Annotated in this window: 22 protein-coding genes; 16 read left to right on the top strand and 6 right to left on the bottom strand. The window is 52.7% G+C overall.

All coding sequences use genetic code 11. The features are described from left to right. Positions 1 to 238: 238 nt before the first annotated feature. Positions 239 to 451, bottom strand: coding sequence for a 50S ribosomal protein L31 (rpmE, locus tag WC7_RS01000; protein ID WP_008787040.1), 213 nt, complete (start codon positions 449 to 451; stop codon positions 239 to 241). Positions 452 to 708: 257 nt separating this feature from the next. Here rpmE and priA point away from each other — a divergent pair, with 257 nt between their 5' ends. From priA to WC7_RS01040, 9 genes are all read left to right on the top strand, one after another. Further along, positions 709 to 2,907 (top strand): primosomal protein N', encoded by a 2,199-nt coding sequence (gene priA / locus WC7_RS01005; protein WP_016155264.1) that lies wholly within the window; start codon positions 709 to 711, stop codon positions 2,905 to 2,907. 156 nt (positions 2,908 to 3,063) lie between these two features. After that, complete coding sequence (cytR, locus tag WC7_RS01010; RefSeq protein ID WP_016155263.1) at positions 3,064 to 4,089, top strand: DNA-binding transcriptional regulator CytR; 1,026 nt, start codon at positions 3,064 to 3,066, stop codon at positions 4,087 to 4,089. Between the two features lie 93 nt (positions 4,090 to 4,182). Continuing rightward, positions 4,183 to 5,157, top strand: coding sequence for a cell division protein FtsN (gene ftsN, locus WC7_RS01015; protein ID WP_071600361.1), 975 nt, complete (start codon positions 4,183 to 4,185; stop codon positions 5,155 to 5,157). 91 nt (positions 5,158 to 5,248) lie between these two features. Further along, positions 5,249 to 5,779: an ATP-dependent protease subunit HslV gene (hslV, locus tag WC7_RS01020; RefSeq protein WP_003028805.1), complete on the top strand. Its 531-nt coding sequence runs from the start codon at positions 5,249 to 5,251 to the stop codon at positions 5,777 to 5,779. A 9-nt stretch (positions 5,780 to 5,788) separates the two neighbouring features. After that, a complete protein-coding gene (gene hslU / locus WC7_RS01025; protein ID WP_003028803.1) occupies positions 5,789 to 7,120 on the top strand; it encodes an HslU--HslV peptidase ATPase subunit in 1,332 nt (443 codons plus the stop codon). Between the two features lie 67 nt (positions 7,121 to 7,187). Beyond that, positions 7,188 to 8,117, top strand: a complete 930-nt coding sequence (menA, locus tag WC7_RS01030; RefSeq protein WP_016155261.1) for a 1,4-dihydroxy-2-naphthoate polyprenyltransferase — start codon at positions 7,188 to 7,190, stop codon at positions 8,115 to 8,117. Positions 8,118 to 8,682: 565 nt separating this feature from the next. Continuing rightward, a complete protein-coding gene (locus WC7_RS01035; protein WP_016155259.1) occupies positions 8,683 to 9,234 on the top strand; it encodes a hypothetical protein in 552 nt (183 codons plus the stop codon). Next, positions 9,231 to 9,572 carry a putative T6SS immunity periplasmic lipoprotein gene (locus WC7_RS27395; protein WP_369708034.1) on the top strand — a complete coding sequence of 114 codons (342 nt, stop codon included), beginning with the start codon at positions 9,231 to 9,233 and terminating at the stop codon, positions 9,570 to 9,572. Before WC7_RS01035 ends, WC7_RS27395 begins: the two co-directional genes overlap by 4 nt. Positions 9,573 to 9,584: 12 nt before the next feature. Continuing rightward, positions 9,585 to 10,085: an Hcp family type VI secretion system effector gene (locus WC7_RS01040; RefSeq protein WP_016155257.1), complete on the top strand. Its 501-nt coding sequence runs from the start codon at positions 9,585 to 9,587 to the stop codon at positions 10,083 to 10,085. A gap of 610 nt (positions 10,086 to 10,695) precedes the next feature. Here the strand turns inward: WC7_RS01040 and WC7_RS27235 are convergent. Continuing rightward, positions 10,696 to 10,998 carry an Arm DNA-binding domain-containing protein gene (locus tag WC7_RS27235; RefSeq protein ID WP_231390994.1) on the bottom strand — a complete coding sequence of 101 codons (303 nt, stop codon included), beginning with the start codon at positions 10,996 to 10,998 and terminating at the stop codon, positions 10,696 to 10,698. A 237-nt stretch (positions 10,999 to 11,235) separates the two neighbouring features. On the opposite strand from WC7_RS27235, the gene rraA reads away from it, so the two are divergent. After that, on the top strand, positions 11,236 to 11,721 hold the full coding sequence (rraA, locus tag WC7_RS01045) for a ribonuclease E activity regulator RraA (protein WP_008787034.1): 486 nt from the start codon (positions 11,236 to 11,238) through the stop codon (positions 11,719 to 11,721). Between the two features lie 221 nt (positions 11,722 to 11,942). On the opposite strand, the gene zapB is transcribed toward rraA, so the two are convergent. Further along, positions 11,943 to 12,188, bottom strand: coding sequence for a septal ring assembly protein ZapB (zapB, locus tag WC7_RS01050; RefSeq protein ID WP_019077914.1), 246 nt, complete (start codon positions 12,186 to 12,188; stop codon positions 11,943 to 11,945). Positions 12,189 to 12,616: 428 nt separating this feature from the next. Here zapB and WC7_RS01055 point away from each other — a divergent pair, with 428 nt between their 5' ends. The 4 genes from WC7_RS01055 to fpr all read left to right on the top strand — a co-directional run bounded on the left by WC7_RS01055 (position 12,617) and on the right by fpr (position 16,981). Next, entirely contained in the window at positions 12,617 to 13,462 is an 846-nt protein-coding gene (locus tag WC7_RS01055) for an MIP/aquaporin family protein (RefSeq protein WP_016155255.1), read from the top strand. Positions 13,463 to 13,484: 22 nt separating this feature from the next. Next, positions 13,485 to 14,993 carry a glycerol kinase GlpK gene (gene glpK, locus WC7_RS01060; protein WP_016155254.1) on the top strand — a complete coding sequence of 503 codons (1,509 nt, stop codon included), beginning with the start codon at positions 13,485 to 13,487 and terminating at the stop codon, positions 14,991 to 14,993. Positions 14,994 to 15,128: 135 nt separating this feature from the next. Next, positions 15,129 to 16,139 (top strand): class II fructose-bisphosphatase, encoded by a 1,011-nt coding sequence (gene glpX / locus WC7_RS01065; protein WP_016155253.1) that lies wholly within the window; start codon positions 15,129 to 15,131, stop codon positions 16,137 to 16,139. A gap of 95 nt (positions 16,140 to 16,234) precedes the next feature. Next, positions 16,235 to 16,981 (top strand): ferredoxin--NADP(+) reductase, encoded by a 747-nt coding sequence (gene fpr, locus WC7_RS01070; protein WP_016155252.1) that lies wholly within the window; start codon positions 16,235 to 16,237, stop codon positions 16,979 to 16,981. A 38-nt stretch (positions 16,982 to 17,019) separates the two neighbouring features. Here the strand turns inward: fpr and WC7_RS01075 are convergent, their stop codons facing one another. Beyond that, positions 17,020 to 17,451: a DUF805 domain-containing protein gene (locus WC7_RS01075; RefSeq protein ID WP_016155251.1), complete on the bottom strand. Its 432-nt coding sequence runs from the start codon at positions 17,449 to 17,451 to the stop codon at positions 17,020 to 17,022. Positions 17,452 to 17,551: 100 nt separating this feature from the next. On the opposite strand from WC7_RS01075, the gene WC7_RS01080 reads away from it, so the two are divergent. After that, the gene (locus tag WC7_RS01080; RefSeq protein WP_016155250.1) at positions 17,552 to 18,148 is read left to right on the top strand and encodes a YiiQ family protein; all 597 of its coding nucleotides are present in this window, start codon (positions 17,552 to 17,554) and stop codon (positions 18,146 to 18,148) included. A 111-nt stretch (positions 18,149 to 18,259) separates the two neighbouring features. Next, positions 18,260 to 19,027, top strand: coding sequence for a triose-phosphate isomerase (tpiA, locus tag WC7_RS01085; RefSeq protein WP_003028783.1), 768 nt, complete (start codon positions 18,260 to 18,262; stop codon positions 19,025 to 19,027). Positions 19,028 to 19,109: 82 nt separating this feature from the next. On the opposite strand, the gene WC7_RS01090 is transcribed toward tpiA, so the two are convergent. Both WC7_RS01090 and WC7_RS01095 read right to left on the bottom strand, forming a co-directional pair. After that, positions 19,110 to 20,414 (bottom strand): SLC13 family permease, encoded by a 1,305-nt coding sequence (locus tag WC7_RS01090; protein ID WP_016155249.1) that lies wholly within the window; start codon positions 20,412 to 20,414, stop codon positions 19,110 to 19,112. 73 nt (positions 20,415 to 20,487) lie between these two features. Further along, complete coding sequence (locus WC7_RS01095) at positions 20,488 to 21,237, bottom strand: CDP-diacylglycerol diphosphatase (RefSeq protein ID WP_016155248.1); 750 nt, start codon at positions 21,235 to 21,237, stop codon at positions 20,488 to 20,490. Between the last annotated feature and the right edge of the window lie 5 nt (positions 21,238 to 21,242).

The following is a 21,242-nucleotide window of genomic DNA, read 5'->3' as shown; positions in this document are numbered from 1 at the left end:
AGTGTATTTTAGAAAGAAGGAAGAAACCTTTGGTATTTTGCCAAAGATTGGCATAAGTGGCAAAAACAAGAAGATAAAAAGGACGCAGATCACCAGTTGAAACATTTTATCGTAAAAATAAAAACGCTGTTTTATTTATTAAATAAAAGACATTATTCAATACATCAATACGAATTTCAGTCTGCAGGCGCAGATACAAAAAAAGCGCCATAAGGCGCTTTTTTCTGACAGCTGAAACTTACTTGCTGCCTGGGATGCTGAAACGCTTGTTGAAGCGATCAACACGGCCACCGGTAGCAACATCACGCTGCTTGCCAGTATAGAACGGGTGGCACTGACCGCACACGTCCAGGTTCAGATCGTGACCGACGGTAGAGCGGATTTTCATGACGTTACCGCAAGAGCAGTTTGCAGTAATTTCTTCGTATTTCGGGTGAATATCTTTTTTCATGGGAAAACCTCGGTTTAAGGCCGCGTCGCTCTTCCAGCCCTAACGCCAGACACCACGCGATGTTAATTATTCCCCGTCACCTTTCACGCTGCATCAACAGCCTGAAACTCTCGGGTAATGGTCATTGTTTGACGCAATCAATTTGCATCAAAGGCGGCGAATCATACAGAAATTAACCTGCTCATGCAAACTGATCCGCATTCTACCCTTCACTAATGTGTATACTAACCCGCCAGATTTCAAGTCAGGATGATTCAATGCCCGTTGCGCACGTTGCCTTACCCGTTCCGCTACCTCGCACCTTTGACTACCTGCTGCCGGAAGGCATGAGCGCCAAAGCCGGGTGTCGTGTACGCGTGCCCTTTGGCAAGCAACAGGAGCGCGTGGGCATCGTTTTATCCGTCAGCGAGCACAGCGAACTGCCGCTGAGCGAATTGAAAGCCGTTCTCGAAGTGCTGGACAGCGAGCCGGTTTATTCGACCTCCGTCTGGCGTCTACTGTTGTGGGCGGCTGACTATTACCATCACCCTATCGGCGACGTACTGTTTCATGCCCTGCCGATCCTGCTGCGCCAGGGACGCCCGGCGACAAACGCGCCCATATGGTACTGGTTTGCCACTGAAGAAGGTCAGGTTATTGATCTCAACAGCCTGAAGCGCTCTCCCAAGCAGCAGCAGGCGCTGGCTGCGCTACGCCAGGGAAAAATCTGGCGTGACCAGGTGGCTGAACTCGAATTTAATGACGCCGCATTACAGGCGCTGAGGAAAAAAGGGCTGTGCGATCTGGCGAGCGAAACGCCTGGTTTTAGCGACTGGCGTACCCACTACGCGGTTTCCGGTGAGCGTCTTCGACTGAACACCGAGCAAGCCACCGCCGTCGGAGCAATTCACAGCGCCGCGGACAGTTTTAGCGCCTGGCTATTAGCGGGCGTGACGGGCTCAGGCAAAACAGAGGTCTATCTAAGCGTACTGGAAAATGTCCTGGCCCAGGGCAAGCAGGCGCTGGTGATGGTGCCGGAGATTGGCCTGACGCCGCAAACTATTGCCCGTTTTCGCGAACGCTTCAATGCGCCGGTCGAAGTCCTGCACTCCGGTTTGAACGACAGCGAACGTCTTTCGGCCTGGCTGAAAGCAAAAAATGGCGAAGCGGCGATTGTTATCGGCACGCGCTCGTCGCTGTTTACACCGTTTAAAAATCTCGGCGTGATTGTCATCGACGAAGAGCACGACAGCTCTTATAAACAGCAGGAAGGCTGGCGCTATCATGCGCGCGATCTCGCGGTTTATCGCGCCCACAGCGAGCAGATCCCGATTATTCTCGGCTCAGCCACTCCGGCTCTGGAAACGCTGTGCAACGTGCGACAGAAAAAATATCGCATGCTGCGCCTGACGCGCCGTGCCGGAAATGCGCGCCCTGCCACTCAGCACGTGCTGGATCTCAAAGGTCAGCAGGTGCAGGCCGGACTCGCCCCTGCGCTTATCACCCGTATGCGTCAGCACCTGCAGGCGGATAACCAGGTGATTCTGTTTTTGAACCGCCGGGGCTTTGCTCCTGCGCTGCTGTGTCATGACTGCGGCTGGATTGCCGAATGTCCGCGCTGCGATCACTACTACACGCTGCATCAGGCACAGCACCATTTACGCTGCCACCACTGCGACAGCCAGCGCCCAATACCGCGTCAGTGCCCTTCCTGCGGCTCAACGCATATGGTTCCGGTTGGACTCGGCACCGAACAGCTTGAGCAGGCTCTGGCCCCTTTTTTCCCCGGCGTGCCAATCTCACGCATCGATCGCGACACCACCAGCCGTAAAGGATCGCTGGAGCAGCATCTGGCGGAAGTACATCGCGGCGGCGCACGAATTCTGATCGGCACGCAAATGCTGGCCAAGGGCCACCACTTCCCGGACGTCACCCTGGTGGCGCTTCTGGACGTTGACGGCGCACTATTCTCTGCAGATTTCCGGTCGGCAGAACGCTTCGCCCAGCTTTACACGCAGGTCTCCGGGCGAGCAGGACGCGCCGGGAAACAGGGCGAAGTGGTGCTACAAACGCACCATCCTGAACATCCGCTGCTGCAAACTTTGCTGTACAAAGGTTATGACGCGTTTGCCGAGCAGGCGCTGGCCGAGCGACAAACGCTCCAGCTTCCACCGTGGACCAGCCATGTGATCGTGCGGGCAGAAGATCATAACAACCAGCATGCGCCAATGTTCTTACAACAGTTGCGAAATCTGATCCAGGCCAGTCCGCTTGCCGATGACAAACTGTGGGTGCTCGGCCCGGTTCCCGCTCTGGCCCCCAAGCGCGGCGGTCGCTATCGCTGGCAAATTTTGTTGCAACATCCGTCGCGAATTCGCCTGCAGCATATCGTCAGCGGCACGCTGGCGCTGATCAATACGTTACCCGATGCACGTAAGGTTAAATGGGTGCTGGATGTCGATCCCATCGAGGGATAATCCCTCACGATGCGAGGCGGATCGTAAAATTAAAGATCCATCACACTTTTTATGAAAATTCTGTAACCGCTTCCATTAACTATCTGATAAAAATGTTTCAGATGAAGGCTATTCAAGGACGAGTCTGTGCCAGCAGCTCTCTGGCGAGGAGAAAGAGTGAAACCGAATAAGCAGGTTGCCGCCGCTACGATGAAAGATGTTGCTCTGAAGGCGAAAGTCTCAACGGCAACCGTATCCCGCGCATTAATGAACCCGGACAAAGTCTCGCAGTCAACCCGTAACAAGGTTGAACAGGCAGCGCTGGAAGTGGGATATTTACCCCAATTAATGGGACGCAACGTTAAGCGTAATGAATCACGTACCATTCTGGTGATTGTGCCGGATATCTGCGATCCGTTTTTTAGCGAAGTGATTCGCGGCATAGAAGTGACCGCCGCTGAGCAGGGATATCTGGTGCTTATCGGCGACTGCGCCCACCAGAATCAGCAGGAAAAGACCTTCCTCAACCTCATTATCACCAAACAGATCGATGGCATGGTGCTGCTCAGTTCGCGCCTGCCGTTTGATGCCAGCGTGGAAGAGCAGCGCAACTTGCCGCCGATGGTCATGTCCAACGAGTTCGCGCCAGAGCTGGAACTCCCCACCGTGCACATTGATAATCTCACCGCCGCCTTCAACGCGATGAACTATCTGCTGGAACTGGGGCATAAACGCATTGGCTGTATCGCCGGACCAGAGGATATGCCGCTGTGCCATTACCGTCTGCAAGGTTACGTTCAGGCATTGCGTCGCAGTGGAATTACAGTCGATCCGCATTTCATCGCGCGCGGTGACTTTACCTATGAAGCGGGAGCCAATGCGCTTAAGCAGCTCCTTGAGCTTCCACAGCCACCTACTGCGGTCTTTTGCCACAGCGATGTCATGGCGCTGGGGGCACTCTCTTACGCCAAACGTCAGGGTCTGAAGGTACCTGACGATTTATCCATCATTGGCTTTGATAATATTTCGCTCACGGAATTTTGTGATCCACCCCTGACAACCGTCGCACAGCCGCGTTTCGATATCGGACGTGAAGCTATGCTGTTACTGCTCGATCAATTACAAGGTCAGAATGTCAGCAGTGGCTCACGTTTACTGGACTGCGAGCTTATTATTCGGGGCACTACCCGGGCACTGACGTAAAGTAAAGTGCTTTCGGACTCCCCTGTCTGGTCAAAGGCCCGCCGCTTAAGTAACATGGCGGGCTGACGAACGAATAAATACAGCGAAACGATAGTGGCACAACGAGATTATGTACGTCGCGGCCAACCGGCACCTTCGCGGCGCAAGAAGAGCACATCACGGAAAAAACAACGCAATACGCCTGCGGTATCGCCCGCTATGGTTGCTATTGCTGCAGCCGTACTCGTGACCTTTATCGGTGGTCTGTACTTCATTACGCATCACAAGAAAGAAGAGTCCGAAACGCTGCAAAACCAGAAAGTCACCGGTAATGGCATCCCGCCAAAACCGGAAGAGCGCTGGCGATACATCAAAGAGCTGGAAAGCCGTCAGCCTGGCGTACGTGCGCCTACCGAACCGTCTGCAGGCGGCGAGGTACTGAACGCCGATCAGCTTACCAATGAGCAGCGCCAGTTGTTGGCGCAAATGCAGGCCGATATGCGCCAACAGCCAACGCAGCTCAACGAAGTACCATGGAACGAACAAACTGCTGAACAACGCCAGCAAACGCTGCAGCGTCAGCGTCAGGTGCAACAGCAGCAGTGGAATAACACCCAACAGCAGGCTCAACAGCCGCGCCAACGGGTAACAGAACAGCCGTACCAGCAGCAGCAAACGCGTACTGCGCAAACCGCACCGGTACAGCAGCCGAAGGCGCAGCCAAAACCTGCGGCCCAACAGCCGTATCAGGATCTACTGCAAACACCTGCGCATACCACCGCCGCTCAGCCGAAAACGCAGCCGGCCGCGCCGATAACAAATGAAACGCAGCCGCCAAAACAGACGGCGGAGAAAAAAGATGAACGCCGCTGGATGGTACAGTGCGGCTCATTTAAAGGCGCTGAGCAGGCAGAAACCGTGCGCGCGCAGTTGGCCTTTGAAGGCTTCAACTCACGTATTACCACCAATAACGGCTGGAATCGCGTGGTCATTGGTCCGGTCAAAGGCAAAGAGAATGCCGACAACACCATCAGCCGCCTGAAAGTTGCTGGTCACACAAACTGCATTCGACTCGCCACTGGGGGTTGAAACCCCCAAAATCCCCCCCATCTATACTTGCATTACGCCCCGCATACTGCGCGGGGCCTGTGTTTTGCATTTGTAACCAAGGGGTCTGCTCGTGACAACAATAGTAAGCGTACGCCGTAACGGCCATGTGGTAATCGCCGGTGATGGTCAGGCCACACTGGGTAACACCGTAATGAAAGGCAACGTGAAGAAAGTCCGCCGTCTGTACAACGACAAAGTCATCGCGGGCTTTGCGGGCGGTACTGCGGATGCATTCACGCTGTTTGAACTGTTTGAACGCAAGCTGGAAATGCACCAGGGTCACCTGGTGAAAGCTGCCGTTGAACTGGCAAAAGACTGGCGTACCGACCGTATGCTGCGCAAACTCGAAGCGCTGCTGGCCGTTGCGGATGAAACTGCATCACTCATCATCACCGGTAACGGCGACGTCATCCAGCCAGAAAACGATCTGATTGCCATCGGCTCCGGCGGTCCCTACGCCCAGGCTGCTGCACGCGCTCTGCTGGAAAACACCGAGCTTGGCGCACGCGAGATTGCTGAGAAAGCGTTGGATATTGCAGGGGATATCTGCATTTATACCAACCACTTCCATACCATCGAAGAATTGAACTCCAAAGCGTAAGGATCCCCCATGTCTGAAATGACCCCACGCGAAATTGTCAGCGAACTGAACAAACACATCATCGGCCAGGATAACGCTAAGCGTTCCGTGGCGATTGCCCTGCGTAACCGCTGGCGCCGCATGCAGCTCAACGAAGAGCTACGCCATGAAGTTACGCCGAAAAACATTCTGATGATTGGCCCAACCGGCGTCGGTAAAACCGAAATCGCCCGTCGTCTGGCAAAACTGGCCAACGCGCCGTTCATCAAAGTTGAAGCAACGAAATTCACCGAAGTCGGCTATGTTGGTAAAGAAGTTGACTCTATCATCCGCGATCTGACCGATGCTGCCATCAAAATGGTCCGCGTTCAGGCCATCGAGAAAAACCGCTTCCGTGCCGAAGAGATGGCGGAAGAACGCATTCTCGACGTGCTGATCCCACCGGCTAAAAATAACTGGGGACAGTCAGAGCAGCCGCAGGAACCTTCTGCAGCGCGTCAGGCGTTCCGTAAAAAACTGCGTGAAGGCCAGCTGGATGATAAAGAGATCGAAATCGATCTCGCGGCCGCACCGATGGGCGTTGAAATCATGGCGCCTCCGGGAATGGAAGAGATGACCAGCCAGCTACAGTCCATGTTCCAGAACCTGGGCGGTCAGAAGCAAAAACCGCGTAAGCTGAAAATCAAAGACGCGATGAAGCTGCTGATTGAAGAAGAAGCGGCCAAACTGGTGAATCCGGAAGAGCTGAAACAGGAAGCTATCGACGCCGTTGAGCAGCACGGAATCGTGTTTATCGACGAAATCGACAAAATCTGTAAGCGCGGCGAATCCTCCGGCCCGGACGTGTCCCGTGAAGGCGTACAGCGCGACCTGTTGCCGCTGGTTGAAGGCTGCACGGTCTCCACTAAACACGGTATGGTGAAAACAGACCACATTCTGTTTATCGCCTCTGGCGCATTCCAGGTAGCGAAACCGTCTGACCTGATCCCGGAACTGCAGGGTCGTCTGCCGATTCGTGTCGAGCTGCAGGCGCTGACCACCAGCGATTTTGAGCGTATCCTTACCGAACCGAATGCCTCCATCACCGTCCAGTACAAAGCGCTGATGGCGACCGAAGGTGTGGACATCAACTTCACCGAATCGGGCATTAAACGCATTGCCGAAGCGGCCTGGCAGGTCAATGAAACCACCGAAAACATCGGTGCACGTCGTCTGCATACCGTTCTCGAGCGTCTGATGGAAGATATTTCCTATGATGCGAGCGATTTAAACGGCCAAAGCATCACAATTGATGCCGAATATGTGAGCAAACATCTGGATGCGCTGGTCGCAGATGAAGATCTGAGCCGTTTTATCCTATAATCGCGTTCAATGCATTTTCATCACTGTTGATGGGGCTGATAAAGCCCCATTTTTATTGGCGCTAAATATGACTGAACAACAAAAAATTAGCCGCTCACAAGCCTGGCTGGAAAGTTTACGACCTAAGACCTTACCGCTCGCCTTCGCGGCGATCATCGTCGGTACGGCATTAGCATGGTGGCAAGGATACTTCGATCCGCTGGTTGCTCTGTTGGCATTGATTACAGCAGGACTGCTGCAAATTCTGTCCAACCTCGCTAACGACTATGGCGATGCCGTCAAAGGCAGCGACAAGCCCGACCGCATTGGACCGCTGCGCGGCATGCAAAAAGGGGTTATCACCCAACAGCAGATGAAGCGTGCGCTGATCGTCACCGTGGTGTTGATCTGTTTGTCGGGCCTGGCCCTGGTTGCTGTGGCCTGTCACACGCTGGCGGATTTTGTCGGTTTCCTGGTACTTGGGGGCCTGTCGATTATCGCGGCGATCACCTACACCGTGGGTAATCGCCCTTACGGATATATCGGTCTGGGCGATATTTCCGTGCTGGTATTCTTTGGCTGGCTCAGCGTGATGGGAAGCTGGTATCTGCAGGCGCATACGCTGATTCCGGCGCTGATTCTGCCTGCCACCGCCTGTGGCCTGCTGGCAACTGCCGTGCTCAACGTCAACAACCTGCGCGATATCAACAGCGACAGAGAGAACGGCAAGAACACGCTGGTAGTACGTTTAGGTGCCGTCAATGCCCGCCGCTACCATGCCTGCCTGCTGATGGGGACGCTGGTCTGCCTGGCGCTGTTTAACCTGTTTTCGCTACAAAGTCTGTGGGGATGGCTGTTTATCCTTGCCGCTCCGCTGCTTTTCAAACAGGCGCGTTACGTGATGCGCGAAATGGATCCTGCGGCAATGCGTCCGATGCTGGAACGCACCGTAAAAGCGGCGCTATTAACTAACTTGCTGTTTATCGTTGGAATTTTCTTAAGTCAGTGGTCTCTTTAACTGACACATATCAATTAACAATTTCAATTTTTAGAATCGCATAACGCCTCGCAACCCTTACAAATAGAGGGGCGCGAGGTTTTTCCATGTTTTTTATATTTTCCGGGGATACCAACGAACGGTAAACACCGTGATCTATAAGTACTAAAATCAGCGTTTCCCAGCTTACTTAACCGATCACGTGGTCTGAAGCCCAACCGTACGAGAGCGTACGCTAAGTGCATTTTTTAATGCAGGTTGGGCGAGTGAAGAAAATGAGGGTTTTATTTACTTTTTCCATTAATGCCAGTATCCGTGCGGTTTCCGGCATTAACGGTCTTAATAAACCCAGTAATCAAATCAACGTAAACCTGACCGACAACGCCACGAATTTGTAGATTTAAATTCATAAAGTTACGTTTTTAGCGTCCGATCTCGTACGGTTGCCCCCCAAACCAGGGGGCTTAACGCTAGAAGCGGCGTAGCCGCAGTTTTTGACAATTTCGGATATTCCCCGCATTTTTTAACAGGAAAAAATTTACTTTAAGGCGTATTAAGGTGTTTTTACCAATGGATGATGTCTTCAATGATAAGGGAAATGAACGATATAGACCGGGGCGGGTTACGGCTGTTAACGCTTGGTGAGATCAACTTGGCCCGTACCCTCTACGCTTTCACCATCCGCTATAACGAAGTCTGGATCCACCGCAGCAGCTATCTACCTTTCAACCTCCAAAAGAACAACTACGCCATGACGCCCAACGGCGAATTGTACTTTCAGGAAGGTACTTATGAGCCTGACTTTTCACAGCCGCATGTTAATAACGATCGCGTTAGTGGGCAGCATCTTTTTTTACATGAAATGATGCACGTCTGGCAGCATCAGCGCAGGATGATGGTAAGGATGCGGGGCCTGTTCTCTTGGGCAGTTGATTACTATTACACGTTGGATAAGGCCATACTCTTGGATTACGGCTTAGAGCAGCAGGCTGCAATGGTGGCTGATTATTGGCTGCTTAAAACGTATGGATTCGGCAACCGCTCTGATTTGTATCTCCTCAAGGATTACGATCCATCTGAGCCTGTCCTTAGCCTCATATCCCGCTATGAGAAAGTGTTAGGGAGGTTCCCGCATTGAAACACTACTTTTTCATTCCTGCCTTTTTTGCGCTGGCTGGGTGTGGCGCTGGCGATAGCGTTCCCCCATGGCGTAGTTTCCCCATTATAAATAATTCGCTTTGCTTCTCTGTTAATATATCGGACGTTCTGAGCCGATACGGCGTTTATTCTGAGCAGGGGAATGAATACAAGACATTGGCGGAAAATTCGCATGTAGCTCTCTCCTATCCTGAAACGTGCTTAAAAATACCGATAACGCCGGGCTATATCTATGCGGCTTCATACACGTTGAACGGAAAGAATTACCGTTACAACTTTTTCATCGACAGAAACGGGCAAATATTAAGCACAAAATAAGGAAATCTATAAATGTCATTACCAGCTTATATGTATATTTATGATGAAAATGGACAGCTGATCAAAGGCAGTTGCATGGCGCTGGGCCGTGAGGGTGCAATTGAAATCATGAACAGCAGTTACGGTGTGTACCAAAACACATGCCGCAACACTGGTAAGCTGATGGGTTCGCGCGAACACAACGCTTTTACCCTGCACAAAGAGATTGATAAGACCTCGCCATATTTTGCGGTTGCAGTCTGCCAAAGTAAGCGGCTGCAAAAGGCAGTAATCCACTATTACGACATCAACGAGGCGGGTGTCGAATACGAGATTTACCGAATTACGCTTAACAACATCGTAATCATGTCCGTCAATGCTGCTCATGCTTATATGCCGGGTTCCCACACTCCGGGCATGATGGAAAATATCGCCATCACCTACTCAGGCATTGAGTGGTTTTATATCGAAGGGAATATCAAATACGACGATGACTGGAGCCGCCCGGTTGGTTACAACCAGCAGCAGAGGTAAATCGAATTGGCAGGCAGATCTGCTAAAAATAAAGACCACTTAGCAGACAACCTGCAATACACGTCGCTATTCCCGAACACGCTTACTTGCAATACGAGCGTACTTGATCATCAAATCAACGTAAATCAAACCAATAATGCAACAACTTTATAGCCTGCTATAGCCCATTGTCTTACGGTATCAAGGGCCTTGAGCCAGCGGCCTAAATCATTATTTCTGATTTTAGTTGTTCTCCGTGTATTTCCATTCCAAAGCATTTTTGTACTTAAAATGGTTGTGGGCGGATCCGGTAACAATCTCCCGCCATCTTTATCACGGTAGCTATCATATGCATAGCGATAGATAGCACGCAGAACACGTGCCCATAAATCAGCCTGGGCTTTACTGCCTTTTTCTTCTCGCCTGAACGGGCCACCAAACCATATGCCATGCCCGGTAATGATCTAGTGTCTCGTTTCCACCATTTCACACGTGATAGATGAAAGTTGAAGAGCCATCCAGTCACCAGAATAATTATTGATGGTGTCTTCATATTTTTCGCTGGTCGTTTATTTTATACGCCCGGCAGCCAACCGGGATTTGATGTACTCATCCAAAGCATCAGACAGCGTTACCGCCCATTTTTCTCTTCACGCCGCCGTTCGTTCGGGTTACGCCGTGTGATAGCTACTTCACTTAAGGCGTTATATGCCCGCTCTCTGGCCTGCTCAATAGTCATATCCGGGAACTTGCCCAACGTCACACGGTAAAATTTTACGTCGCGCTTTCGGGACACACAAAAACTTTTGCTGCCACTAGACGTAACGCGCAGCCGCAACTCATTAACGACACTATCAGCATATTCAAGGCGTTTGCCTGCATCAGGAACGGGAAGTTCCTGATGCACGGCTTTGGTGAATCTGATCGTTCTCATAGGGCTTTCTTTTATGCTCCAGCAATCTTCCGGAGATACCTCGGGGATACTTTACAGAGGGAAATACGGGTAATTTCAGGTCATTATCAGCTGTTTTCAAAATCAGTAATCACCTGTTTTTCAATGAAAAATACGAATAGTTATTGATCTGGACACTAATTAACAATTGATGATTTTGCCAACAGTACACATAGCGCGATATACTGAAAATTCTCGCAGCAACTGAACGTTAAGCCTATGAAATACGATACATCCGAGCTTTGTGACATCTATCAGGAAGATGTCAACGTCGTGGAACCGCTGTTCTCTAACTTTGGAGGACGGTCGTCGTTTGGCGGACAAATCATCACGGTAAAATGTTTCGAGGACAACGGGTTGCTGTACGATCTGCTCGAACAAAATGGCCGTGGTCGCATTCTGCTGGTCGATGGCGGCGGTTCTGTCCGTCGTGCGCTAGTCGATGCCGAACTGGCGCGACTGGCCGTACAGAATGAATGGGAAGGTCTGGTCATCTACGGCTCAGTCCGCCAGGTAGACGATCTGGAAGAACTGGATATCGGCATTCAGGCGATTGCCGCAATTCCGGTAGGTGCTTCAGGAGAAGGTATTGGGGAAAGCGATGTGCGCGTCAACTTTGGCGGCGTGACATTCTTCTCCGGCGACCACCTGTACGCCGACAACACCGGGATAATCCTCTCCGAAGACCCGCTCGATATCGAGTAAGTGAAAAAGGCACCGCAAGGTGCCTTTTTTATGCGTTGTCACTGATTGCCGGTTGGCGGCTTACGCCTTATCCGGCTTACAGGCACTCGCAGTCTACATCCTCTATAGATTTCGCGTCAGGGCAAGGCGGCAAGTAAGTGAATCCCCAGGAGCATAGGCCACTATGTGACTGGGGTGAATGTACGCAGCCAACGCCGCCATAACGTGAAATATGACGAGAATTAGACTTCTTCCATACGCCCCAACAGGGCATGCAGACGATCCTGCCAGCCGTTCTGCTGTTCTTTCAGGTTGTTGTTCTCACGCTCCAGCTCTTCACGCTGCTGCTGTGCAGACTGAACTTCCTGCGACAGTGAGTTGTTCTTTTCTTTCAGCTCTTCGATTTCCATCTGCAACAGCGTGATGGTATCAATCGCCTGCTGTACTTTTGCTTCCAGTTTCTCAAACACTTCTAATGACATCGTCATACCTCTCCTGAATTGCAAGGCGTTGATGGATAAAAATCCTCGTCCCGATAACCGGCGACGCCTTAATAAAAACGAGCGCACTCTACTTAACACCGATTGTATGAAGCCGCGTCATCCCTGTCCAGCGGCATCCCGCGCAGATTGCGGTTTGCAACACTTTTCGTCTTTCTCCTGGTGACATTACTATCATAACTCTTAAGTGTTAACGAATTGATCATTGAAATGATTCAGCTCACACTATTTTTGTATAACAAATACCGCGAAATGGCGCGATAACGCTCATTTTGTTGATGGAGTACACACATTTCAATTTCGATATTTCTCGTTTTTGAGCGTTAACGATAAATTAACAGTGTGCCTACCGGCTCCGGGGATGTCAGTGACCTTCTCGCATACAATAAACATTAAACTCTCTTCAGGATCCGATTATGAGTCAAACATCAACCTTAAAAGGCCAGTGCATTGCTGAATTCCTCGGTACCGGGTTGTTGATTTTCTTCGGTGTGGGATGTGTCGCTGCACTCAAAGTTGCTGGGGCTACTTTTGGTCAGTGGGAAATCAGTATCATCTGGGGTCTGGGGGTAGCGATGGCTATCTATCTGACCGCAGGCGTTTCTGGTGCACACCTGAATCCAGCAGTAACCATCGCACTCTGGCTGTTCGCCTGTTTTGATAAACGCAAAGTTGCTCCTTTTATTATTTCGCAAATTGCCGGCGCCTTTTGCGCAGCGGCACTGGTTTACGGGCTTTATTACAATCTTTTCATCGATTTCGAACAAACTAACCATATCGTGCGCGGCAGTACCGAGAGTCTGGGTCTGGCAGGTACTTTCTCGACCTATCCGAACCCGCATATCAATTTTGTGCAGGCCTTCGCGGTTGAAATGGTCATTACCGCTATTCTAATGGGGCTGATTCTGGCTCTGACCGACGATGGTAACGGTGTACCTCGTGGTCCGCTGGCACCACTGCTGATCGGCTTGTTGATCGCCGTTATTGGTGCTTCCATGGGTCCGCTAACAGGTTTTGCGATGAACCCGGCACGTGACTTCGGACCGAAACTCTTCGCCTGGATGGCCGGATGGGGTGAGATTGCCTTCACGGGTGGTCGTGATATCCCTTACTTCCTGGTCCCGGTGTTTGGCCCGATTACTGGCGCGATTTTAGGCGCATGGGCATATCGCAAACTGATTGGTCGCCATTTACCGTGCGATGTCTGCGCGATTGAAGAGAAAGACGTTGCGACCAACACTCAACAAAAAGCTTCGCAGTAATGTGACTACGGGACAAATAATCATGACTGAAAAAAAATATATCGTTGCGCTCGACCAGGGCACCACCAGCTCCCGCGCGGTCGTAATGGACCACGATGCGAATATCGTTAGCGTTTCACAGCGCGAATTCGAGCAAATCTACCCGAAAGCAGGTTGGGTAGAACATGACCCAATGGAAATTTGGGCGACCCAAAGCTCCACGCTGGTAGAAGTTCTGGCGAAAGCCGATATCAGTTCCGATGAAATTGCAGCGATCGGTATTACCAACCAGCGTGAAACCACCATCGTCTGGGAGCGTGAGACCGGTAAGCCTATCTATAACGCAATTGTGTGGCAGTGTCGTCGTACCGCGGATATCTGCGAAAAGCTCAAGCGCGACGGAATGGAAGAGTACATCCGTAATAACACGGGTCTGGTAATTGACCCGTACTTTTCCGGTACTAAAGTGAAGTGGATCCTCGACCACGTGGAAGGCTCACGTGAGCGCGCTCGTCGCGGCGAACTGCTGTTCGGTACGGTAGACACCTGGCTTATCTGGAAAATGACGCAGGGACGCGTACACGTAACGGATTACACCAACGCCTCTCGTACCATGCTGTTCAACATCCACTCCCTGGACTGGGATGACACGATGCTGGATGCGCTGGATATTCCGCGTGCAATGCTGCCAGAAGTGCGTCGTTCTTCTGAAGTGTACGGCCAGACCAACATCGGTGGTAAAGGCGGCATTCGTATTCCTATCTCCGGTATTGCCGGTGACCAGCAGGCCGCTCTGTTTGGCCAGCTGTGCGTGAAGGAAGGGATGGCGAAAAACACCTACGGTACCGGCTGCTTCATGCTGATGAACACTGGCGAGAAAGCCGTTAAGTCCGAAAATGGACTACTGACCACCATCGCCTGCGGACCGACCGGGGAAGTGAACTACGCGCTGGAAGGTGCGGTATTTATGGCTGGCGCATCCATCCAGTGGCTGCGCGATGAAATGAAACTCATCAGCGATGCATTCGACTCTGAATATTTCGCCACCAAAGTGAAAGATACCAACGGCGTATACGTCGTTCCGGCATTCACAGGCCTTGGCGCACCGTACTGGGACCCGTATGCACGCGGAGCCATCTTCGGCCTGACCCGTGGCGTAAACTCCAACCACATCATCCGCGCAACGCTTGAGTCTATCGCTTACCAGACCCGCGACGTACTGGAAGCGATGCAGGCTGACTCCGGTATTCGCCTGCACGCCCTGCGCGTCGATGGCGGTGCGGTCGCCAACAACTTCCTGATGCAGTTCCAGTCCGATATTCTCGGCACGCGCGTTGAGCGCCCGGAAGTCCGCGAAGTCACCGCATTGGGTGCTGCGTACCTTGCCGGTCTGGCAGTAGGTTTCTGGCAGAATCTGGATGAACTGCAGGAGAAAGCGGTCATCGAGCGTGAATTCCGCCCTGGCATCGAAACCACCGAGCGTAATTTCCGTTACAGCGGCTGGAAAAAAGCGGTCAAACGCGCCATGGCGTGGGAAGATCACGACGAGTAATTCGTCATTGCCGGATGGCGACGTTACCTTGTCCGGCAATATCTTCGTGCGGGGGCAACCCCGCACACACATCAATAATCTAGTCCCCTCCCCTGTGCTACACTTCGCGCCATTCCTTTCAGCTACGAGTTTGCAATGAGACGAGAACTTGCCATTGAATTTTCACGCGTGACCGAAGCGGCCGCGCTGGCTGGCTATAAATGGCTGGGCCGCGGCGATAAAAATACCGCTGATGGCGCGGCGGTGAACGCCATGCGTATTATGCTCAACCAGGTCAACATCGACGGCACCATCGTGATTGGCGAGGGTGAGATTGATGAAGCGCCGATGCTGTTTATCGGCGAGAAAGTCGGAACCGGCCACGGTGATGCGGTCGACATCGCCGTCGATCCTATCGAAGGCACGCGTATGACAGCAATGGGCCAGGCGAATGCGCTGGCGGTGCTGGCTGTAGGCGATAAAGGCTGTTTCCTGAACGCGCCAGACATGTACATGGAAAAGCTGATTGTCGGCCCTGGCGCAAAAGGGTCCATCGACCTGAACCTGTCACTGGAAACCAACCTACGAAACATTGCAGCCGCGCTGAACAAACCACTGAGTGACCTGACCGTCACCATCCTGGCAAAACCACGCCATGACGAGGTTATTGCAGAGATGGCGAAACTGGGCGTGCGCGTCTTCGCCATTCCTGACGGCGACGTTGCGGCCTCGATTCTGACCTGTATGCCTGACAGCGAAGTGGACGTGCTGTACGGTATTGGCGGCGCTCCGGAAGGCGTGGTTTCCGCGGCCGTCATCCGCGCGCTGGACGGCGACATGCAGGGCCGCCTGCTGGCGCGCCATGACGTCAAAGGCGACAGCGAAGAGAACCGTCGTATTGGCGAACAGGAACTGGCCCGCTGCACCGCGATGGGCATTGAAGCGGGCAAAGCGCTGCGTCTGGATGAAATGGCGCGCAGCGACAACGTCATTTTCTCCGCTACCGGCATCACCAAAGGCGATCTGCTGGAAGGGATTAGCCGTAAAGGCAATATCGCAACCACCGAAACGTTGTTGATCCGCGGCAAATCACGCACGATCCGCCGCATTCAGTCGATTCACTACCTCGATCGCAAAGATCCCGATGTGCAGGCGCACATCCTGTAATTGATTTGATCAATAGAGCCTTCCAGCCCATCCGGGCTGGAAATCTTTCGTCCAACGAACGAAGATAAGGCAATCAAAGCAGACAGGAGAAAACCATGGCAGATTGGGTAACAGGCAAAGTCACAAAGGTGCAGAACTGGACCGATGCCCTGTTTAGTTTGACCGTGCGAGCTCCGGTTCTTCCCTTCACTGCAGGTCAGTTCACCAAGCTTGGCCTTGAGATCGACGGTGAGCGCGTCCAGCGCGCCTATTCCTACGTGAATGCGCCCGATAACCCCGACTTAGAATTTTATCTGGTGACGGTTCCCGACGGCAAACTCAGCCCTCAACTGGCGGCGCTAAAGCCTGGCGATGAAGTTCAGGTGGTGAGTGAGGCCGCTGGATTCTTCGTGCTGGATGAAGTCCCTGATTGCGAAACGCTATGGATGCTGGCAACCGGCACGGCTATCGGCCCGTATTTGTCGATTCTGCAACTAGGCAAAGATCTGGGTCGCTTTAAACATCTGGTGCTGGTCCACGCCGCACGCTATGCCGCCGATTTGAGCTACCTGCCATTGATGCAGGCGCTGGAAAAGCGCTACGAAGGTAAATTACGCATCCAGACGGTTGTTAGCCGTGAGACAGCCGTAGATTCGCTGACCGGGCGTGTACCGGCGCTGATTGAAAGCGGTGAACTGGAAAAGGCGGTAGGGCTGTCAATGGATAAAGAAACCAGCCATGTGATGTTGTGCGGAAATCCACAAATGGTACGCGACACGCAGCAACTGCTGAAAGAGACCCGGCAGATGACCAAACACCTGCGCCGTCGACCGGGCCATATGACTGCTGAGCACTACTGGTGAGGGTTGCCGGGCGGCGCTTGCGCTTCTCCGGTCGACAACTACTGGCGCTCGGCTTTGTACTTTACGTCCTGCGTATCCTTACCATATTTATTTTCGTCCTGGGTGCCAACGAACGCGCCCAGATCGATAAGCATACCGACCAGAATGAGCGTCGGAACAAAGCGACCAACCGCCCATTGCCAGACGCCGGGTAACATCGTCCAATTTCCGGCCAGCAGCATCCACGCCAAAATCATCAGCAGCGCCCACGCTCCAGAACGTCCCCGATCGTGCAGGCGTTTTACCGTCACTGCCGCCGTCGGCCATAGCAGACAAACCAGACAAAATGCAGCAGTCTGAATATCGAGTAATTGCTTGCTCGCCAGCGAGAACAGAACCAGCATTCCGACGATCCACAGACCTATCCAAATCCAGAAATCACGGCGCCCGATGCGCCCTTTAAATGAGAATAACCACTGCTGTATGGTCATGTAAGTTCCTTTATTATTACCTTCCAGAACAGTTTACCCTTTTGACAAGCCCGACAGTTACCGTTTTAATCGTGAGCAGTCATAACGAAAGGTACGATTGATGAAGCAAGGATTTACACTGTTTTTATTATTGTTTTCAGCCTTCACCGCGAGCGTTGCGGCACGGGCGGAAGAGCCATCGACGGCAACCACGGCCCCCTATTTACTGGCGGGTGCGCCGACCTTTGACCTGTCGATTAGCCAGTTTCGCGAAAACTTTAATACGCAGAATCCGAAGCTTATCCTGAATGAGTTCCGCGCCATCGACAGCAGCCGCGATCGGGCAAACCTCACCCGCGCGGCCAGTAAAATCAATGAAAACCTGTATGCGTCCTCCGCCCTTGAGCGCGGCACGCTAAAAATCAAAAGTATGCAGATAACCTGGTTGCCGATTCAGGGACCAGAACAAAAGGCGGCCAAAGCGAAAGCGCTGGAATACATGACCGCCGTCATTCGTACCGTCGCCCCGCTACTGACGAAAGAGCAGAGCCAGAAAAAGCTGCAAAAACTGCTCGCTGCCGGCAAAGGTAAACACTATTACGCCGAAACAGAAGGCGCAATTCGCTATGTTGTGGCAGATAACGGTGAAAAAGGGCTGACCTTCGCTGTTGAACCGATTAAGCTGGCACTATCAGAAAGTCTTGAGAAGGCGAATTGATGACAAAAAGCAAAGCCTTTCCGCAGACGAATCTCTATACTGTTTCACAGACCATGCTGCCCTGACGGGCGGCCATATTCCTTAATTCGCTGACAAGCGTGGAGAAATGAAATGCGACATCCTTTAGTGATGGGTAACTGGAAACTGAACGGCAGCCGCCACATGGTAAACGAACTGGTTGCTAATCTGCGTAAAGAACTGGCTGGCGTTGCTGGCTGTGCAGTAGCAATCGCTCCGCCGGAAATGTATATCGACCTGGCGAAACACGCCGCTGCCGGTAGCCACATTATCCTGGGCGCGCAGAACGTTGACCTGAACCTGTCTGGCGCATTTACCGGTGAAACAAGTGCTGAAATGCTGAAAGATATCGGCGCGCAGTACATCATTATCGGTCACTCTGAGCGTCGTACTTACCACAAAGAGTCTGACGAGCTGATCGCTAAAAAATTCGCCGTGCTGAAAGAACAAGGTCTGACTCCGGTTCTGTGCATCGGTGAAACCGAAGCAGAAAACGAAGCGGGCAAAACTGAAGAAGTCTGTGCACGTCAGATCGACGCCGTTTTGAAAACTCAGGGCGCGGCAGCATTCGAAGGCGTCGTTATCGCTTACGAACCAGTATGGGCTATCGGTACCGGTAAATCTGCAACTCCTGCTCAGGCTCAGGCTGTTCACAAATTCATTCGTGACCACATTGCTAAAGCTGACGCGAAAATCGCTGAACAAGTTATCATCCAGTACGGCGGTTCCGTAAACGCAGCGAACGCAGCAGAACTGTTCGCTCAGCCGGACATCGATGGCGCGCTGGTTGGCGGTGCTTCTCTGAAAGCAGATGCCTTCGCGGTCATCGTTAAAGCAGCAGAAGCGGCTAAACAGGCGTAATGCTGTTGAGGCGGGTAGCGCTTCGCTGACCCGTCCTCCAAGACTGTAGGCCCGGTAAGCGTTAGCGCTACCGGGCTTTTTTTTACAACTTACCCAACACGCTAAACCACAGATAATCCAGCGGCAGAAGAAGCAGATATGTTGCCGTCGCCAGCGCGATACACAGCAGCATCCCCGCCCTCGCAGGCACTTTCCCAAGCGCCATCGCCACCACAATCGGCGAAGCCTGATACGGCAGTAGCGGTGTGGAATACCCCAATACCTGAATCATAATTACCGACAGCAGCGGGAACCCAGTCGCATCGGCAAAACTTTGCGCCAGAGTGGTATACAGCGCCGGAACGCCGTTCGCCGTCATAATAAAATTGAGTGCGGTGGTAATGCCGGTCAGCGCGAGAAAGCTGGTAAATGGTTTTTCCGCATCCAGCGGCATCACCTGTAACAGCGCCTCGCCCACTGCACTGCCAATGCCGGTCTGGGTAACGGTGATTGCCAACCCCAGAATCCCCGCCACGTAAATGCAGGTCCTGATATTTACCCCGGAGGAAAACTCGTCGCCATTGATAAAACCAACCCGTGGTAGCAGCGTGATAACCGCCGCCGCCAACCCGGTCCACGCAGGCCCTATACCGTGCCAGCTTTCACTTACCCACAGCAGCAGCACCACTGCTAACATCCAGGCCAGACGTTTTTCATCCCGGCTCATTGGTTCCGCTGGCGTGAGATCGCGCGGTGCGTGGGGCTTGCCAGGGAACAGCCAGCAGATAAGCATGATGAGCACCGCGCCTTTCAGCCAACCCAGAACCGGCGTATGCAGCAGCAAATAGGGAAGATAATTGAGGTGGATGCCGTAAGAGCCTTCCGCCGCGCCGCTCATTACCAGATTTGGCACGTTCGCGGGTAAAATGGTCGCGGAAAGCTGGAACGTCCCAAACCCGACGGCCAGCGCCAGACCATACCAGGCGCGCGTACCCTCGTTAATTCCGGCACGCTTCGCCATTGCGGCAACAATCGGCATCAGCAGCGCAATACGCCCCATATTCGACGGCATCACAAACGCCAGCGCGTAACTGAGCAGCACCACGCTCGCTACCATTAAAGGCCAGGAATCGGTCAATCGCGATGACAGCGCTCTCGCCGCCCTGTCCGCCAGCCCCGTTTTGCGAATCGCGATACCCAGCACAAAACCACTAAAGACCAGCCAGAATGCCGAAGACGCAAATCCGCCAAAGATCACATCCGCAGGTGCGATTTTGGCAACCATTGCCACGGCAAAGAACAGCAGCGCCGTTATAAACTCCGGCAGTAGCGACGTCGCCCAGAGCAGGATAGTAATGCCAACCACCAGAGAGGGGATAAACAGAGGGTGTGTAAGCCAGAGCGACATGCCTGTCTCCTGTTGTTTTTTTCAACAAGAATACGGGGACAGACATGCGGAGTAAATGCCAGATTAGGTGGGGTTAACGCAGAATATCACATTGATGATCCTGAATTTCCTCAGCGGAGGCGAGATTGAGCGACAACAGATTGCGCTGGGTCGCCAGCAGGACAAAGGACTCATCGCTCTGACGCACCATCGCCAGCGCATAGCTGCCCATGTGCTCACGCGCATCCGGCACCTCTTCTGCCAGCATCATAAACGGGCTGCGTTGCGCCAGTTCATTTTCCGTGACGCGACGCGCCAGATATTCATGACCGCGCAGCCCACCCGGTAATGGCAGCCAGCGGGTGCTGATTTTCGCCAGATTGTCATCCAGTTGTTTTCTGACATCGGTTCGCAGGCAGGAGATATGAATATGCAGATGATTTTGCGTACGCCCGCTACGCGAGTTAATGGTCAGCGATACCGCTTTGTCAGGGATTTCCTGACCGTATTTTTGGCTCATAAAGCTGCGCGCCTGCCAGGCCAGCCAGAAAAAGTTCGGCGTCCCTGATTTCAGCAGCAACGGGCTTTCCGTTCCGTTGATACGCCAGGTCGGCATCAACAGGTATTGCAGTGGGCCGTTACGATCTTTGAACACCACATATCCGGCATCCGGTTTCACTTCGGCGCACGGCGCGGGATCCTGCTGCTGCAACTGGTGCGGCAGGCATTGCTGAAGAACAATCTGGCGTAATGCGTCCGGGTTACCGGTGAATTTCCAGTACCCGATACCTGCAGCAGCGGCGACTACAATCACCGCCAGTAAAAGATAGCCTGCTTTTTTCATTACGC

It is taken from the genome of Citrobacter sp. KTE151 (assembly GCF_000398845.1).
GTDB classification, from domain to species: domain Bacteria; phylum Pseudomonadota; class Gammaproteobacteria; order Enterobacterales; family Enterobacteriaceae; genus Citrobacter; species Citrobacter braakii.
The sequence above is the reverse complement of the archived record's forward strand: the minus strand, read 5'-3'. Positions and strand labels throughout refer to the sequence as shown.